Here is a 16,588-nt window from a genome sequence, read left to right on the forward strand (position 1 = left end):
TGGATGTAATCTGTACGTTTATACATTCAAAATTATAAAAATACTACTTACATGCTTTAAAGCGCTGAAAACCCTTTCATTACAGAAAGCGTTTAAAATGCCACTGTTGAGCGATTTATATTTAACAATGTTATAAAATAACTATTCCCTTTTTTCAGAATTGTTGTATAATAATGCGTATACATTGAATCATCAATGAGAAAAAGGGGGAAACCACGATGTTTATTTTAGGTACTTCAGTGAGTAGCCAAATCGATGCCGACTGGCAGACATACATCATGATTGGTGTATACTTTATCATTCTAGTTATCATCGGTATCTATGGTTACAAACAGTCAACGGGAAATTTAAGCGAATATATGTTGGGAGGCCGAAACATCGGCCCGTATATTACAGCGCTGTCAGCCGGAGCTTCTGATATGAGCGGCTGGATGATTATGGGATTGCCTGGTTCGGTCTATGCGACAGGATTATCCGCAATTTGGATTACGATTGGTTTAACACTGGGAGCATATTTGAATTACTTTATTGTCGCACCAAGATTACGTGTTTACACAGAAATTGCAGGCAATGCGATTACCTTGCCAGACTTTTTCAAAAACAGATTAGATGATCATTCAAACATTATAAAAATTATCTCTGGTCTCATTATTGTCGTTTTCTTTACGTTATATACGCATTCCGGATTTGTATCTGGAGGTAAATTATTCGAAACTGCATTCGGACTGAATTATCGATACGGCTTGATTATGGTAGCTGTTATCGTTATTTTTTACACTTTTTTAGGCGGTTACTTAGCCGTTTCAATCACTGACTTCTTCCAAGGTGTCATCATGTTGATTGCGATGGTCATGGTTCCAATCGTAGCATTATTAAAATTGAATGGTTGGGATACATTCTCGCAAATCGCAGATATGAAACCTACCAACTTGGACTTATTCAGAGGAACTACTGTTTTAGGTATCATCTCACTCTTTTCGTGGGGATTAGGTTACTTCGGTCAGCCTCACATTATCGTTCGTTTTATGTCGATTAAATCTTTTAAACTTTTACCAACTGCACGTCGTGTCGGTATTTTATGGATGGCAGTCGGCCTTGCAGGTGCATGTTTAGTCGGATTGACTGGTATTGCATTTGTGCCAGATTACAATGTTACACTTCATGATCCAGAAACATTATTTATTATCATGAGTCAGATTCTATTCCATCCATTAGTCGGCGGTTTCTTATTAGCAGCAATTTTAGCCGCAATTATGAGCACGATTTCATCTCAATTATTAGTAACATCTAGTTCATTAACAGAAGACTTCTATAAATTGATTCGCGGTAAAAAAGCCAATGCTGAAAAACATGAAAAAGAATTTGTATTAGTCGGTCGTTTAAGCGTTATGGCTGTTGCGATTGTCGCAATTTGGATTGCATGGTCACCTAACGATACGATTTTAAATTTAGTTGGTAACGCTTGGGCAGGTTTCGGGGCATCATTCAGTCCACTTGTCTTGTTCTCACTTTATTGGAAAGGTTTAACAAGAGCTGGCGCTGTCAGCGGTATGGTTGCAGGAGCTGTCACTGTTATTATTTGGATTGTCTTTATCAAACCAATGGCTGATGTCTCTGAAATCTTCGGTATGTATGAAATCATTCCAGGATTTATTGTGAGTGTGATTGTCACTTACCTAGTCAGCAAGTTCACTCAAAAACCAAGTACACGTACAGTTAATGAATTAGACGAAGTTAAACATATTTTGCATAGTTAATTTAATAATAAATAATTTAGCATTATTAAGGGCAGGAACTTCTCGTTCCTGCCCTCTTTGTGTCATAAACACTTAATCTATTCAGTTAATCAAACAGTCTTGTATATAGTTAATTTGAATCGTCATGTTTCGCATAAGATTGACTCGTAATTTGACCGCCATTCACAATGACGTCTTCTTTAGGGAATGGTGTTTCATCAAAGAAATTCGTTAATAAATCTTTGACACCTTTTTCTATGCGTAATTGTGCTTCAATAACCATACCAGAATAATGAATCGTCATCGCATTACGTGGCATTTTTCTCCATGGATGATCTAAAGGTGCAGGTTGTGGATACCATACATCACCGCCATAACCTTGAAGATGATTTTCTTCTACCATTTTGACTACTTCTTCTTTGTTTACAATCTTACCACGTGCACAGTTTACAATATAACTGCCATCTTTCATTTGGCTGATGGTATTATAGTCAAATAAATCATCCGTTTCCGGTGTGAGCGGTGTTGTGATAATCAATACATCACTTTTATGCACTAACTCATCAAAGTTTACATATTTTGAGAAATCGGTATCTTCTTGGCTTGAACATCTATAATGAATAATATCTACGTTAAATGGTTTTAAACGTTCTCCAACTAAACGGCCAATTCTGCCTAAACCGAAAATACCAATTGTTTTATTTTGAAGCTCAAAGGCATGGTTTGTTACTTTTGTTAAATTCCAGCCACCCTCTTCTGATTGGCGATGGCCTTCTTCATAATTTCTGACTAAGATTAAAGTTGTCATCACAATATGTTCTGCCACACTGACTGTGTTAGAGTCAGTTACTTCTACAACAGAAATATCATGTTTACTAGCCGCTTCTAAATCTACATGGTCAGAACCCACACCTGCTGTAATGGCTAATTTTAAGTTAGGTGCTTTCTCTATACGTTCCTTCGTCATATAAGCCGGATAGAATGGCGCACTGATAACTACATCCATATCTTTTAGATGTTGATCCAAATCAGCTTCTCCATCTTTCAACACAACGAATTCATGGCCACGTTCTTCTAAGAATGGACGTAGATTCAACGCAGTATAATCATCTAGTACGTTGTTTTCTGTTTGTCCTTCTGTGGCTTCTGGAAATAGTGCTACAATTTTCATTTATATATCACCTGTCTCTAATTTTTGATACATCATTAAAAAATTTCCCTTCAAGATGTGTATTAAACAAAGTCATGTATGATTTCAATGAATTGTCAAAATGAAAAAGATGCCTTCCTCAGAAGACATCTTTCATCACTTTATTGCTTCGCCTTATCTTTTATAGATATGGACATTTTGTTTTTTATCATCTTTACCTTTTGTGATTAAAGCACGTGCTTGGTTACCATCTTTAATGTGAATTTCATAAGCATCTATATTACTGAAGTATTTGTCAGCTTGTTGAGCAATAAACTGTGTAATACCTGTTAATTCAGCTTTACCATAGTAATCAATCGGTACTTCAATAATAAGGTTTTTCGGTTTTTTACCATCAATCTTCGTTTTTCCTACTGCTTGTGTAAAGTTAGGGAAATAAGATTGTAAATTATCATTGAACTGTTTGAAGTTATTATTCAAGTTCTCATTCAAATCTGCGGCTTTTGATGACGGTAATAGTACTGATTTCTCATTAATACCTTTCCAACTGTTTATACGTGTTTGACCATCGTCTGCCGTAGCACCTGCGACAAATTCTCCAGGAATAATGTCATTTTCTCCAGACTGGATATATATCGCAAAATGAATCGGAATGTTTTTCAATTCTTTGTGTTCACGTAAACGTTCCAACATTTCATCGGCCATTTTTTTGCCTTCTTTTTCGACTTTAGCACGATCTAATTTCTTACTGAACGTTGGGCCATCTTTTTCTTTTTGGTAATAATATTCGCTATTCATCGCAAGACCGATTGTCATACCTTTAATCTTTTTACCTTTTGTATCACTATTACCGTAGAAATCTTGTTCTAGGATATTAGAAAGATAAGCCGGTGAATCTTTTGCGATTTTTTCTTCATCTTTTTCTCCATGACGAGAAGGATTTAAACCTAGATTTTCATTTGCATTTTTTTCTTCTTTTTCATCTTTATCCATTTTTTCAATTTCAGATTTGGTATATTTAGGTCCAAGGTAAGCATTAATCGTTTTTTTATCTAAAAACTGACCATCTTGGTATAAGTATTCGTCAGTCGGAAAAACTTTCTTACTTTGTTCTAATAAACCATCTTCAAAGTCATCACCGTTATAACCATTTGCCATCGTTTGCTGCAACATACCTCTCGCTTGGCTTTCTTTAAACGGTAAAATTGTTCGATAGTCATCACCTTGAACATTCTTATCTGTCGCAATATGCTTAACAGTACTTGAATCTGATTGAGTTTCTTGTTCTTTTGTTGATTTTTGTTGCTCATCCTTATTGCCACACGCCGTGAGAATCAATAAGAGAGAGATGAGTAATACACTTGTTTTCTTCATGCCCTATCTCCTCTATTGTTTATTGGTCAGCTTCATTTTGTTTTTGAATAAAGTCTGCTTCAGACCAAATTTCTGTACCTAGTTTTTCTGCTTTCGTCAATTTAGAACCTGCATCTTCACCAGCAATGACTAAATCAGTATTCTTTGTCACACTGCTTGTTGTTTTCGCACCATGTGCTTCCAACCATTTAGATGCTTCTGTACGTGTCATATTATGCAGTTTACCTGTTAATACGACTGTCAGACCATTAAATTCTGAATCAGATTCTATCTCTGAAGTTCTGATACCTTTATACTTCATATTAACATTTTTTGCACGAAGTTTATCAATTAAAGCTATGATATCTTCATTATTTAAGTAAGTAATTAATGACGTCGCAAGTTTATCTCCAATGTCATGAATTTCTAGCAATTCTTCTTCTGTTACTTCGAACAAGCGATCCATGTTTTCAAAACGCTCTGCAATTACTTGGCTGGCTTTAACACCTAAATGTCTGATACCCAAGCCGAATAATAAATGTTCAAATGAATTTTCTTTTGAGGCTTCAATCGCATTCAGTAAATTATCTGCTTTTTTCTCACCCATACGTTCTAACGGCAACAAGTCATCTTTTGTCAGGTAATATAAATCTGCGACATCTTTAATAATTTCATTGTCATACAACTGCATAATCAACTTCGTGCCTAAGCCATCAATATTCATCGCTTGACGTGATACAAAGTGAATCATACCTTCAACAAGTTGTGCAGGACATTTAGGATTAATGCAACGTAATGCGACTTCTCCATCTAAACGTACTAATTCATGACCGCAACTTGGACAATGTGTCGGCATATGATACGTTTCTGTGCCTTCAGGTCTGCGATCAGGTAAACTGCGTACAACTTCTGGAATAATATCGCCTGCTTTTTTAATGACCACACTGTCTCCGATACGAATATCTTTTTCATGAATTAAATCTTCATTATGCAGTGAAGCACGAGAAACAATTGTACCTGCAACACGAACAGGTTCTAATACTGCCGTTGGTGTCACAACTCCCGTACGTCCGACACTTAATTCGATATCATGTAACGTTGTCACGACTTCTTCAGCCGGGAATTTATATGCAATCGCCCATCTTGGTGACTTTTGTGTATAGCCTAATTCTTCTTGTTCTTCAAGATCATTAACTTTAATGACAATACCATCAATGTCATAGGATAAATCTTGGCGTTTTTCAGTCCAATACTTAATGTATTCTAAGACACCTTCAATATCTGATTCACGTTTACGATTTTGATTGGTTTTAAAACCTAACTCATCCAATTCATCTAAAGCTTCACTTTGTGATGTCGCATGGAAGTTTGTAAAGTCATTCACGCTGTATAAAAAGATACTTAAACGACGTTTGGCAGCTAATTTTGAATCTAATTGGCGTAATGAACCTGCTGCTGCATTACGTGGGTTCGCAAAAGCTTGTTCTCCTGCTTCTTCCTTCTCTTTGTTCAAGCGTTCAAACGAAGACTTCGGCATAAATGCTTCACCACGCACCTCAAAGGTTAATGACTTTTTAAATTTTAACGGTATCGCACGAATTGTACGCAAGTTCTCCGTAATATCCTCACCGATAGTTCCATCACCACGTGTCAAACCTTGTACAAATCTGCCGTTTTCATATTTTAAAGATACTGCTAAACCATCAATTTTCAATTCACACATATATTCAACTTTGCCGGCATTTTCACGCACACGTGCATCAAAACGACGTAAATCTTCTTCACTGAAGGCATTAGCTAAACTTAACATCGGTGTATCATGACGCACTTTGTTGAAAGTTGCTTGTGCTTCGCCGCCTACACGCACTGTCGGAGAATCTTCTGTTTTAAATTCAGGATGTTCTTCTTCGATATGAATCAATTCGTGGAGTAATTTATCATATTCACTATCTGGTACAGATGGGTTATCCATCACATAATATTCATGATTATATTGATTCAATAAGCGATGCAGTGTTTCAACTCTATTGGCTAAATCGTTCATCCCTTAGTCCTCCTTCTTTTTAATCGGCGCAAAGTTCGCAAGTAAACGTTTTGGTCCTTGAGATTTGAAAATAATATCCAATTCAACCGTACCGTTTTTCTCATTCACATTGCTGACCATGCCTTCTCCCCATGCTTTGTGAACCACTTTATCACCGACATTCCATGTTCCTGACGCCACTTCTGAACGTTTTGTTGTACGTCTGCTTGGACCGCGTTTAACAGGTTTTTGACTGCTTGAAGCGCCTGCATAACGACTTTCTTTTCTTGCAGGTTTATTCAATAAATCTTCAGGAATTTCTTTTAAGAATCTTGAAGCTGAGTTAGATTGTGTTTTACCAAACAACGTTCTGCTGACAGCATGCGTTAAATACAATTCTTCTTCCGCACGTGTAATCGCCACATAACATATTCTTCGTTCTTCTTCCATTTCATGATCATCATCACTTAAAATTGAACGGATATGTGGGAAAATCGATTCTTCCATACCCATAATAAAGACGACTGGGAATTCCAAACCTTTCGCAGAGTGCATTGTCATCAATGTCACACCATTTTCAATATCTGCTTCATCGATATCTGCGACTAATGATAAATCTGTTAAGAAGTTGATTAATGATTGTTCTTCAAGTGGTGTGTTTTTCTCATAATCCATTGGCACTGACATGAACTCTTCGATATTTTCTAAACGGCTGCGCGCTTCTAATGTCTGGTCACGTTCCAACATTTCTTTATACCCTGATTTATTTAAGACTTCTTCTACAATTTCACTGACTTCTAAGAATTCTTGTTCTTGAATTAAATTTGAAATCAATGTATAGAAATCTATTGCTTGTTTTGTTACTTTTTTCGTTAAACCGATAAAGTCTGCTTCAGCCAAGGCATCAAACATGCTTAAATCATTTTGTCGTGCATACGCTTGAATTTTTTCAACTGAAGAAGGCCCGATACCACGCTTCGGTATGTTAATAATACGCTGTAAACTGATGTCATCATTACTATTTGCGATTAAACGTAAATAACTTAATAAGTCTTTAATTTCTTTACGGTCATAGAACTTGTGACCGCCGACCATTGTATATGGAATATTCGATTTCATAAATGTTTCTTCAAGTACACGAGATTGTGCATTTGTACGGTATAAAATCGCAATATCATTAAAAGATTTATTGTTTTCACGTTGCTGACGCATAATTTCTTTTACAACATATTGTGCCTCATCGCTTTCACTTTGAGCTTGATAATAATTAATCTTCTTACCTTCTTGATTGGCTGTCCATAGCCCTTTTGGTTTACGCTCTGTATTATTTTTAATCACTTCATTGGCCGCATTTAAAATGACTTTCGTTGAACGATAATTTTGTTCTAAGAAAATTGTGCGTGCATTCGGATAATCTTCTTCGAATGACAAGATGTTTTGGATATCAGCACCACGCCAACCATAAATTGATTGGTCAGAGTCACCAACCACACATAAATTTTTAAATTTATCTGCCAATAATTTCACAAGTGTATATTGTGCGCGGTTTGTATCTTGATACTCATCCACATGAATATATTGGAATTTATTTTGGTAGTATTCTAAAACGTCTGGTACACGTTTAAACAGATTAATCGTTGTCATAATCAAATCATCAAAGTCTAATGCTTCATTTCGAGATAATTGACGTTGATAGCCGGCATACACACGTGCCACCATATCAGACATGAAGTCTGTCGCTTCTATTTCTGCATCTTCCACAGTTTTAAGTTCGTTTTTCATGTTGCTGATGGCAGATAAAAACATGCGTGGGTCATAACGTTTACTGTCGATGTTTTCTGTTTTCAACACGTCTTTAATGACTGATTTTTGGTCAGTAGGATCTAAAATTGTGAAGTTGCGTTCAATGCCGATACGATCTGCATCTCTTCTTAAAATACGCACACACATGGAGTGGAACGTAGACATCCAAATGACTTGTGCTTCTTCCCCTACTAATTTCTCAACACGTTCTTTCATTTCTCGTGCTGCTTTATTTGTGAAAGTAATCGCTAAGACGTTATAAGGAGAAACGCCTTTTTCATCTAATAAGTACGCGATACGATGCGTTAGAACTCGCGTTTTCCCTGAGCCTGCGCCTGCCATAATCAACAGCGGTCCTTCAGTTGTACGTACTGCTTCGCTTTGTTCAGTATTCATATTGTCTAATAACGCATTCATCTTAAGATAACTCCTTTATTTTAACTGTTTTCAATGCTTGTTTGATATCGGTATAGACTAAATTGCCGACAACAATCGTATCTGCTTCTTTCGCCGCCACTTGCGCATCGCTTAGTGAACGAATACCGCCGCCATAAAACACATGCGCTTGTTCAACATTTTGTTTTGCGGTACGAACCATTTCCATATCTCCGAACGTGCCGCTGTATTCTATGTACATAATTGGAAATTGATAGACCTTGTCCGTCATCAATGCATAAGCTTCAATATCTGATTCATCTAAATCTGTCTTGGCTTGTGTTTTCACAGCTGCTTTTGAATCAGGGTTTAATATGATGTAGCCTTGGAATTTGATTTCATCAAAATCCATCATATGGCCGTAGTCTTTAAGTGCTTCATGCAATAAACCATTTTGATATTGGACATCTGGGCTGTTTAAGACCATCGGGACAAAGTAGAAGTCAAAACCAGGCATAATGCTTTCTAAGTTAGAGATTTCAAGGACGAGTGGAAGCGGATAACGACGGACACGACTCATCAATTGAATGACATTGTCTTCAGTCACATTATCAGTTCCGCCAATTACAATTGCATCTGTATCGGACATACAGATTTTATCTAAATCTTCATCATTAATTGTTTTTGCAGGATCTAATTTAAATACATGTTGCCACTTTTTTATGTCGTACATTTTACCGTTTCCCTTCTTTTAAACATACATTTGATTATATCATTTTTGCCCCTTAGATTCTAAACGGATATATCAAAACAAAGAAAAACAGAACCTCTCACATCAAAAGATGTGCAGGTTCTGTTTGAACTAGTCATTTGTTTCGATATTCATGCGATCTAATACGACAGTATAAGCGTCGTTACCCCATTGCAAGGAGCGTTTTACTCTGGAAATTGTCGCTGTAGAAGCACCTGTTTCCTTTTCAATCGTTGCATACGTATAACCTTGTTTTATCATTTTAGCAACTTGAAGTCTTTGTGATAACGATTGAATTTCGTTTACAGTGCATAAGTCATCAAAAAACTGGTAACACTCTTCTCTATTTTCAAGCGTTAGAATGGCATCAAACAGCTCATCTAATGCTTTACCGCGTAACTTCTCAATTTGCATATCAAACAACTCCTGTTCTTTGTGTTCATCTTTATCCTATTTTAACGTACTAATACATTAAAGTGTAGTCATGACCCCTAAGAAATTGTTGTGATATACAAAATAGTGATAAGAATTAGTCAGCTAAACCAGCACGTTCGAAAATTGTGTCCACTTGATTTAAGTGATGTTTTGGATCGAAGGCTTTGTCTAAGTCTTCTTTGCTTAATACATCTGTAATTTGTGAATCTTGTTCAAGCAATTCTCTGAATGGTGTTTTAGTTTCCCAAGATTCCATTGCTTTTGGTTGAACTAAGTCATAAGCTTGTTCACGTACCATACCTTTATTGATTAAAGATAATAACACACGTTGTGAATAAATTAAACCGAATGTTTTATTGATGTTTGCCATCATATTATCTTCAAAGACTGTTAAACGGTCGATGATGTTTGTGAAACGATTTAAAGCATAATCTAATGCGATTGTCACATCTGGTAACATAATACGTTCTGCAGATGAGTGTGAAATATCACGTTCATGCCATAATGGTACGTTTTCATAAGCTGTTGTAATGTAACCACGGATGACACGTGAAATACCTGTAATATTTTCAGAACCGATCGGGTTACGTTTATGCGGCATTGCTGAAGAACCTTTTTGGCCTTTTGCGAATGCTTCTTCTACTTCTCGTGTTTCTGTTTTTTGTAAGCCACGTACTTCAACAGCGAATTTTTCCATTGAAGTTGCGATTAAAGCTAATGTAGCAATGTAATACGCATGACGGTCACGTTGTAATGTTTGTGTTGAAACTGGTGCAAAACCAAGACCTAAATGTTTTGTTACATAAGCTTCGATTTCAGGCGGGATATTTGCGAATGTACCAACTGCACCACTCATTTTACCCACTTCAATTTCCTTACGTACTTCTTTAAAACGTTTGAAGTTACGTACCATTTCTTGGTACCATAATGCCATTTTCACACCGAAAGTCGTCGGTTCAGCATGCACACCATGTGTACGGCCCATCATTAATGTATATTTGTATTTTTTCGCTTTTGCAGCTAATACTTCGATAAAACGTTCAATGTCTTTTTCCAAAATATCGTTTGCTTGTTTGATTTGGTAACTTAACGCTGTATCTACAACGTCTGTTGAAGTTAAACCATAGTGTACCCACTTACGTTCTTCTCCTAATGTTTCAGAAACTTGACGTGTAAAAGCAACAACATCATGACGTGTTTCTAATTCAATTTCTTTCGCACGATCTACATCTACGCGCGCATTTTCACGGATTTTTTTAACGTCTTCTTTCGGGATAAAACCTAATTCACTCCAAGCTTCACATGCTAGGATTTCAACCTCCAACCATGCTTCATAACGATTTTGGTCTGTCCAGATTTGTGACATTTCTTCACGAGAATAACGTTCAATCATTTCATAAACTCCTATCTTAAAGTTTGATTTTAAATGTGGACGCTCACAGAACATGTACATTCTTTAAAATATTCTGCAAAACGTTCGACTTTTTACTCTTATACTCTCTATTTTAACAGAATTTTTTTCAAATGTATAAGGCTTTCCAAACTTTTATCTAAAAAACCCAACTCGCATTTCATTTCTGAATACAAATTGGGCTTTCTGCACATTTATTGAATTTTCTTACCGACAAATTGTATATGTTGACGCTCAACTTCTATACTGCCGTCTTTATTTTCACGGTAAACTGGTTTCTCAAAGCGCTTCACTGGCATATAACCCGCTTCACGCATTCGTGCTAAACATTCTTGAATAGTTTCGTTTTCTGCTACTTCAAATTTCATCTGTATCATACGCCTTCAATCGTTTACTTCTAATACCTTTAACCCAGAAGCCGCCATGTAATGTTCGTGCTTCATAGGCAATGACGAATGCTTTTTCATCAAGTTGTTTGATTGTATCCATCAACTTAAGTTCAAAGCGTCTTGGTGTCAGAATTTGCATGACTAAACGTTCGCCGTCTCGACCATACGCTGGGAAGTGTGTTACGCCGTAACCTAGATTTCTAAGTTGTGTCGGCAAATCTAATTCGTAATTGGCTGTCGTAACGTTGACTACAGAATAACCCAATGCAAGTTTCTCTTCAATTTTCATGCCGACAATAATACCGACAGAGAAACCAAATGCATAAGCTACAATATTTTGGAATTTATCCAAGTTTGCCATCACTAGACCTAATCCGATAATATAGATTAACACTTCAAGGAAACTAACCGCTGCTGCGACATAACGGTAACCTTTTAAGGTAAGGATTGTTCGAACTGTAAGACATGTCACATAAGCAACGTTAATGATAAAAATTGAGAGCAGCATCAGCCATGGATTTGCTGAAATTACTGACAAAATATATTACCTCTTTTCAAATTGAAATCTAGCTTATTTTATCAGTCGACTGATTATTTGTCACTCATTTTCTTTTGATGCTTCTGATTTTGGCCAAGTATAGCGCGTGTATGCTAATTCTCGCTTATGCGCATTTCTTAAATAGTGTTTTTCAATTACTTTTTGGTCATGTTCAGAGACAGGTTTACCTTCTAAATAATCATCAATTGCATCATAAGTCACACCTAGAGCTTCTTCATCTGGAAGTTGCGGTTTATCATCTTCTAAATCAGCAGTCGGTACTTTTTCATACAGATGTTTTGGTGCGTTTAAATAAGTTAATAATTGACGTCCTTGACGTTTATTTAAACCAAATAACGGTGCAATATCTGCAGCACCATCACCATATTTAGTGAAGAAACCCGTAATATTTTCAGCAGAATGATCTGTACCGATAACAATACCGCTTTGGTTTGCTGCAATCGCAAATTGGACTTTCATACGTTCACGTGCTTTTTCATTGCCACGTTGGAAATCTGTTAATTCAAACCCTGCTTCATTCAACGCTTTTACACTTTGATCGACTGCTGGCTTAATATTAACCGTTACAGTTTCATCGGGTTGGATGAATTTCAAAGCATCTTCAACTTCATCTGCATCTTTTTGTACACCATAAGGTAGCTTAACTGCGATAAAGCGTACATTTCTGCCTTCTTCACGTAGTTGTTCTACCGCAATTTGACATAAACGTCCAGCAAGTGTTGAATCTTGGCCGCCTGAAATACCGAGTACTAGAGATTGTATGAAACCATGACTTTGAACATAATGCTTAATAAAGTGAATAAGTTCATGGACTTCAGTTTCACTCTCGATAGAAGGTTTAACTTTCATTTCTTTAACGATAATATCCTGTAATTCACTACTCATGTCGTTCCTCCATTTCTTTGACATCTTCTGCGACTTCAAAGATTTTTTGTTGTTTGTTATCCCAACATGCTTTACTTAAATCAACAGGGTACTCTTGAGGGTTCAAGAAACGTTTGTTTTCTTCCCAAAGATGCTCTAAGTTTGTTTTTAAGAAGGCTTGAGCTGTTTTTTCATGTGGTAATTCATAAACTAATTTACCTTCAGTATAGATATCTTTATGCAAATCAATCGCTTCAAATGATTTTACTTTCTTACTTTTATACGTATGCACTGGGTGGAACAATTTTAATGGTTGTTCTGCATAGGGATCTTCATGCGCAAGGGTAATATAATCCCCTTCTGCTTTACCCGTTGCTTTATTAATAATGCGGTAGACATTTTTCTTACCTGGTGTTGTTACTTTTTCAGCGTTGTTTGATAATTTAATACGGTCTTGATACTCACCTGTTTCATCTTCTACTGCCACAAGTTTATAAACTGCGCCTAATGCAGGTTGATCATAACCTGTAATTAACTTCGTACCAACGCCCCATGAATCAACTTTCGCACCTTGAGCTTTCAAACTCATGATGGTTTCTTCATCTAAATCATTGGATGCGATAATTTTCGCATCAGTAAAACCTGCTGCATCTAACATTTTACGTGCTTCTTTAGATAAGTAAGCAATATCGCCTGAATCTAAACGAATTCCGATAAAGTTGATTTTATCTCCTAATTCTTGTGCAACTTTAATCGCAGTCGGTACACCTGATTTTAATGTATGGAATGTATCTACTAAAAAGACACAGTCTTTATGACGTTCTGCATATTTTTTAAATGCCACGTATTCATCGCCATAAGTTTGTACAAAAGCATGTGCGTGTGTACCAGATACTGGAATACCAAATAATTTACCAGCTCTGACATTACTAGTAGAATCAAAGCCGCCGATAATCGCTGCTCTTGCTCCCCATAATGCCGCATCTTCTTCTTGTGCACGTCTTGTACCAAATTCCATTAATAAGTCATTTGGCGCAACTTGTTTGATTCTGCTGGCTTTTGTCGCAATCAATGTATGGAAGTTAACGATATTTAATAAAATCGTTTCAATTAGTTGTGCCTGAATTAACGGTGCCTCTACCCTAACTAAAGGCTCGTTATTAAAGCACACTTCGCCCTCTTCCATTGCACGAATGTTTCCAGTAAAGCGTAAGTCTTTCAAATAATCTAAAAAGTCATCTTGATAACCGATAGACTTTAAATATGTTAAATCCGTTTCAGTAAAACGGAAATTTTCGATAAATTGAATGATTCTGCGTAACCCATTAAATACAGCATAGCCGCTGTCGAATGGCATCTTGCGGAAATATAAATCAAAGACCGCCTTTCTTTCATGAACATTATCATACCAATAACTTTCAGCCATATTAATTTGGTATAAGTCATTATGAAGCATTAAGCTGTCATCTCTAAATTGATACATAACTTTCTCCCCAATCAACCTTTTTTGTTTAGTTTATCACATTCTTATAGGCTTTTATACATTCCCCCGCTAGGGTTCATGTCTTTCCTTTTGCAATTGTACCGAAATTGAAATTAAATCAATTAATTTTGTAAATACTTTTTACTTAATGTAAGAATTTTGTCAGATTTAGATGGATTTCTAAATTTTGTGTGACATCTTTATTAGGGGTTTTCCCTTATAACTCCTATAATAAAGATGAGGTGAAGAAAATGTTATTAGAGAAAGCGACTGAATTTATTCACACAATGTATCAAGAGTTGAATTATGACGAAGCAGCCATTCAAGACAGATTAGAAACAATTGAAAAGGAAATTAACGAAACAGGTACATATCACCATACAACAGAAGAATTAACATATGGTGCACGTATGGCCTGGCGTAATTCCAACCGTTGTATCGGAAGATTATTTTGGGAAACATTAATCGTCCAAGATGCACGTGACGTCAAAGACAATGATGCTTTTATTGAAACTATCCACAAACATTTAGATGAAGCGACAAATGGCGGAAAAATTCAATCTTACATCACTATTTATGCTCAAGAAGAAGACCATCCGCCTATTATCTACAATAACCAATTAATCCGTTATGCAGGCTATGAAGATGCTGGGGACCCTGCTGAACGAGAAATCACTAAAACTGCACAACATTTAGGTTGGCAAGGGGCAGGTACAGATTTCGATGTCTTACCATTGATTTATAAACTGCCTGGTGAGCGCTTCCCACGACTACATGATTTACCAGAAGAACTGGTATTAGAAGTTCCGATTGAACACCGTCACTACCCTAAATTAGCTGAATTAGGTTTGAAGTGGTATGCGGTACCGATTATTTCCAGTATGGATTTAAAAATCGGGGGTATTACTTATCCAACTGTGCCATTTAATGGTTGGTATATGGTTAACGAAATTGCTGTACGTAATTTTACAGACACGTACCGCTATAATTTGATAGAAAAAGTTGCAGAAGCGTTTGAATTTGATACACTTAAAAATACTTCATTCAATAAAGATCGTATTATGGTAGAACTGAATGATGCAGTGTATCATTCGTTTAAAAAAGCAGGCGCATCGATTGTCGATCATTTAACAGCTGCTAAACAATTCGAACACTTTGAAAGCAATGAAGCAAAAGCCAATCGTGAAGTTACTGGAAAATGGTCTTGGTTAGTACCATCACTATCACCTACCCTTGTTTCTAACTATCATCATGGCTACAAAAATGTGATGAAAGAACCGAATTTCTTTTATAAGAAACAAGCAGAAACAGCAGGGTGCCCTTTCCATTAACTGTTGCGTCACATCAAAGGGGAAATGCAAAAAATGAATTTATATTATCTAGGTCCAAGGGGTACATTTTCATATCTTGCTTCTAAAAAGTACTTATCAGAAACAGAAGCAGACTATCATCCAAAATCCAATTTATATGAAGTGGTTCAAGCTGTTCAAAATGATTCAGACAGCATTGGTATTGTGCCCATTGAAAATTCAATCGAAGGTACAATCAACATCATCGCAGATGGCTTAGCACATCAAAACATTTACGCAATCGGCGAAATCCATTTGAATATCCAATTCGGCTTATATGCACTAAATGGGACATCAGTAGAAGACATTGACACGGTTTATTCTATTGCTCCTGCAATCAGTCAAACCAACCAATTTATTCAGCGTCACCAATTTCAAATCGGGTACTCAGAAAGTACAGTTCAAAGTTTAGATTATATTGATGAACATACAGGAGCGATTGCACCGTTAGGTATCAATGAAGATCACCGTATAGAAGCGATTGAAGAAAATATCGAAGATTTTCCGCATAATGTAACTCGCTTTTTAATCATCGGTAATCACTTAACTATCGCAGAAGATGCGACAGATACAGTTTTAATGATTACACCAGAACAAGATAGAGCCGGATTGCTTGCGAATATCTTAAACACATTCGCCATTTTCAATATCAACTTATCATGGATTGAATCTCGCCCATTAAAAACACAATTAGGCAGATATCGATTCTTTGTCCAAGCTGATGCCACATTGAATTCTGAATTAGACAAAGTGATTAAAATTCTTGAAACATTAGATTATCAAGTGAAAATCATCGGTTCTTTTAAGAAACAAACCAAATAATTTACAACCTAAATAAACTGGGTCGAACCTTGCTTTCAAAGTTCGACCCAGTTTTATTATCGTTATGCTTCAATCAGCTGTTTAT

General features: G+C 36.3%; 14 protein-coding genes. 3 read left to right on the top strand and 11 right to left on the bottom strand.

From position 1 onward, the window contains the following. The first annotated feature begins 218 nt into the window (after positions 1-218). The gene (putP, locus tag BU038_RS06825) at positions 219-1,757 is read left to right on the top strand and encodes a sodium/proline symporter PutP (RefSeq protein ID WP_107605393.1); all 1,539 of its coding nucleotides are present in this window, start codon (positions 219-221) and stop codon (positions 1,755-1,757) included. A 109-nt stretch (positions 1,758-1,866) separates the two neighbouring features. On the opposite strand, the gene BU038_RS06830 is transcribed toward putP, so the two are convergent. The 11 genes from BU038_RS06830 to BU038_RS06880 form a co-directional block, all read right to left on the bottom strand. Then, positions 1,867-2,907: an NAD-dependent formate dehydrogenase gene (locus BU038_RS06830; protein WP_107605394.1), complete on the bottom strand. Its 1,041-nt coding sequence runs from the start codon at positions 2,905-2,907 to the stop codon at positions 1,867-1,869. A 153-nt stretch (positions 2,908-3,060) separates the two neighbouring features. Next, on the bottom strand, positions 3,061-4,260 hold the full coding sequence (locus BU038_RS06835) for a CamS family sex pheromone protein (protein ID WP_107605395.1): 1,200 nt from the start codon (positions 4,258-4,260) through the stop codon (positions 3,061-3,063). 19 nt (positions 4,261-4,279) lie between these two features. Further along, a complete protein-coding gene (gene ligA / locus BU038_RS06840; RefSeq protein ID WP_107605396.1) occupies positions 4,280-6,283 on the bottom strand; it encodes an NAD-dependent DNA ligase LigA in 2,004 nt (667 codons plus the stop codon). 3 nt (positions 6,284-6,286) lie between these two features. Continuing rightward, complete coding sequence (gene pcrA / locus BU038_RS06845; protein WP_107605397.1) at positions 6,287-8,482, bottom strand: DNA helicase PcrA; 2,196 nt, start codon at positions 8,480-8,482, stop codon at positions 6,287-6,289. A gap of 1 nt (position 8,483) precedes the next feature. Further along, positions 8,484-9,173 (bottom strand): heptaprenylglyceryl phosphate synthase, encoded by a 690-nt coding sequence (locus tag BU038_RS06850; RefSeq protein ID WP_107605398.1) that lies wholly within the window; start codon positions 9,171-9,173, stop codon positions 8,484-8,486. Positions 9,174-9,302: 129 nt separating this feature from the next. After that, on the bottom strand, positions 9,303-9,605 hold the full coding sequence (locus BU038_RS06855) for a YerC/YecD family TrpR-related protein (RefSeq protein WP_023015874.1): 303 nt from the start codon (positions 9,603-9,605) through the stop codon (positions 9,303-9,305). 115 nt (positions 9,606-9,720) lie between these two features. After that, the gene (gene purB, locus BU038_RS06860; protein ID WP_107605399.1) at positions 9,721-11,019 is read right to left on the bottom strand and encodes an adenylosuccinate lyase; all 1,299 of its coding nucleotides are present in this window, start codon (positions 11,017-11,019) and stop codon (positions 9,721-9,723) included. Positions 11,020-11,231: 212 nt separating this feature from the next. Beyond that, complete coding sequence (locus BU038_RS06865; RefSeq protein WP_002481686.1) at positions 11,232-11,405, bottom strand: NETI motif-containing protein; 174 nt, start codon at positions 11,403-11,405, stop codon at positions 11,232-11,234. Next, on the bottom strand, positions 11,395-11,934 hold the full coding sequence (locus BU038_RS06870; protein WP_425385744.1) for a DUF2179 domain-containing protein: 540 nt from the start codon (positions 11,932-11,934) through the stop codon (positions 11,395-11,397). The genes BU038_RS06865 and BU038_RS06870 overlap by 11 nt, the downstream gene beginning before the upstream one ends. A gap of 90 nt (positions 11,935-12,024) precedes the next feature. After that, positions 12,025-12,870 (bottom strand): ammonia-dependent NAD(+) synthetase, encoded by an 846-nt coding sequence (nadE, locus tag BU038_RS06875; RefSeq protein WP_107605401.1) that lies wholly within the window; start codon positions 12,868-12,870, stop codon positions 12,025-12,027. Beyond that, positions 12,863-14,332 carry a nicotinate phosphoribosyltransferase gene (locus tag BU038_RS06880; RefSeq protein ID WP_107605402.1) on the bottom strand — a complete coding sequence of 490 codons (1,470 nt, stop codon included), beginning with the start codon at positions 14,330-14,332 and terminating at the stop codon, positions 12,863-12,865. Before BU038_RS06880 ends, nadE begins: the two co-directional genes overlap by 8 nt. A 251-nt stretch (positions 14,333-14,583) precedes the next feature. Here BU038_RS06880 and BU038_RS06885 point away from each other — a divergent pair, with 251 nt between their 5' ends. Both BU038_RS06885 and BU038_RS06890 read left to right on the top strand, forming a co-directional pair. Then, positions 14,584-15,663, top strand: a complete 1,080-nt coding sequence (locus BU038_RS06885; protein WP_107605403.1) for a nitric oxide synthase oxygenase — start codon at positions 14,584-14,586, stop codon at positions 15,661-15,663. Between the two features lie 33 nt (positions 15,664-15,696). Beyond that, complete coding sequence (locus BU038_RS06890; RefSeq protein ID WP_107605404.1) at positions 15,697-16,503, top strand: prephenate dehydratase; 807 nt, start codon at positions 15,697-15,699, stop codon at positions 16,501-16,503. Positions 16,504-16,588 lie beyond the last annotated feature (85 nt).

The sequence above is a fragment of the Staphylococcus simulans genome (assembly GCF_003043455.1).
Classification (GTDB): domain Bacteria; phylum Bacillota; class Bacilli; order Staphylococcales; family Staphylococcaceae; genus Staphylococcus; species Staphylococcus simulans_A.

Excerpts from the sequence above, each read along its gene's own strand:
- nadE (WP_107605401.1), bottom strand. The coding sequence starts at position 12,870 with ATGAGTAGTGAATTACAGGATATTATCGTTAAAGAAATGAAAGTTAAA.
- BU038_RS06880 (WP_107605402.1), bottom strand. The coding sequence starts at position 14,332 with ATGTATCAATTTAGAGATGACAGCTTAATGCTTCATAATGACTTATAC.
- purB (WP_107605399.1), bottom strand. The coding sequence starts at position 11,019 with ATGATTGAACGTTATTCTCGTGAAGAAATGTCACAAATCTGGACAGAC.
- ligA (WP_107605396.1), bottom strand. The coding sequence starts at position 6,283 with ATGAACGATTTAGCCAATAGAGTTGAAACACTGCATCGCTTATTGAAT.
- pcrA (WP_107605397.1), bottom strand. The coding sequence starts at position 8,482 with ATGAATGCGTTATTAGACAATATGAATACTGAACAAAGCGAAGCAGTA.
- BU038_RS06835 (WP_107605395.1), bottom strand. The coding sequence starts at position 4,260 with ATGAAGAAAACAAGTGTATTACTCATCTCTCTCTTATTGATTCTCACG.
- BU038_RS06855 (WP_023015874.1), bottom strand. The coding sequence starts at position 9,605 with ATGCAAATTGAGAAGTTACGCGGTAAAGCATTAGATGAGCTGTTTGAT.
- BU038_RS06830 (WP_107605394.1), bottom strand. The coding sequence starts at position 2,907 with ATGAAAATTGTAGCACTATTTCCAGAAGCCACAGAAGGACAAACAGAA.
- BU038_RS06870 (WP_425385744.1), bottom strand. The coding sequence starts at position 11,934 with ATGCTGCTCTCAATTTTTATCATTAACGTTGCTTATGTGACATGTCTT.
- BU038_RS06885 (WP_107605403.1), top strand. The coding sequence starts at position 14,584 with ATGTTATTAGAGAAAGCGACTGAATTTATTCACACAATGTATCAAGAG.
- putP (WP_107605393.1), top strand. The coding sequence starts at position 219 with ATGTTTATTTTAGGTACTTCAGTGAGTAGCCAAATCGATGCCGACTGG.
- BU038_RS06850 (WP_107605398.1), bottom strand. The coding sequence starts at position 9,173 with ATGTACGACATAAAAAAGTGGCAACATGTATTTAAATTAGATCCTGCA.
- BU038_RS06890 (WP_107605404.1), top strand. The coding sequence starts at position 15,697 with ATGAATTTATATTATCTAGGTCCAAGGGGTACATTTTCATATCTTGCT.
- BU038_RS06865 (WP_002481686.1), bottom strand. The coding sequence starts at position 11,405 with ATGAAATTTGAAGTAGCAGAAAACGAAACTATTCAAGAATGTTTAGCA.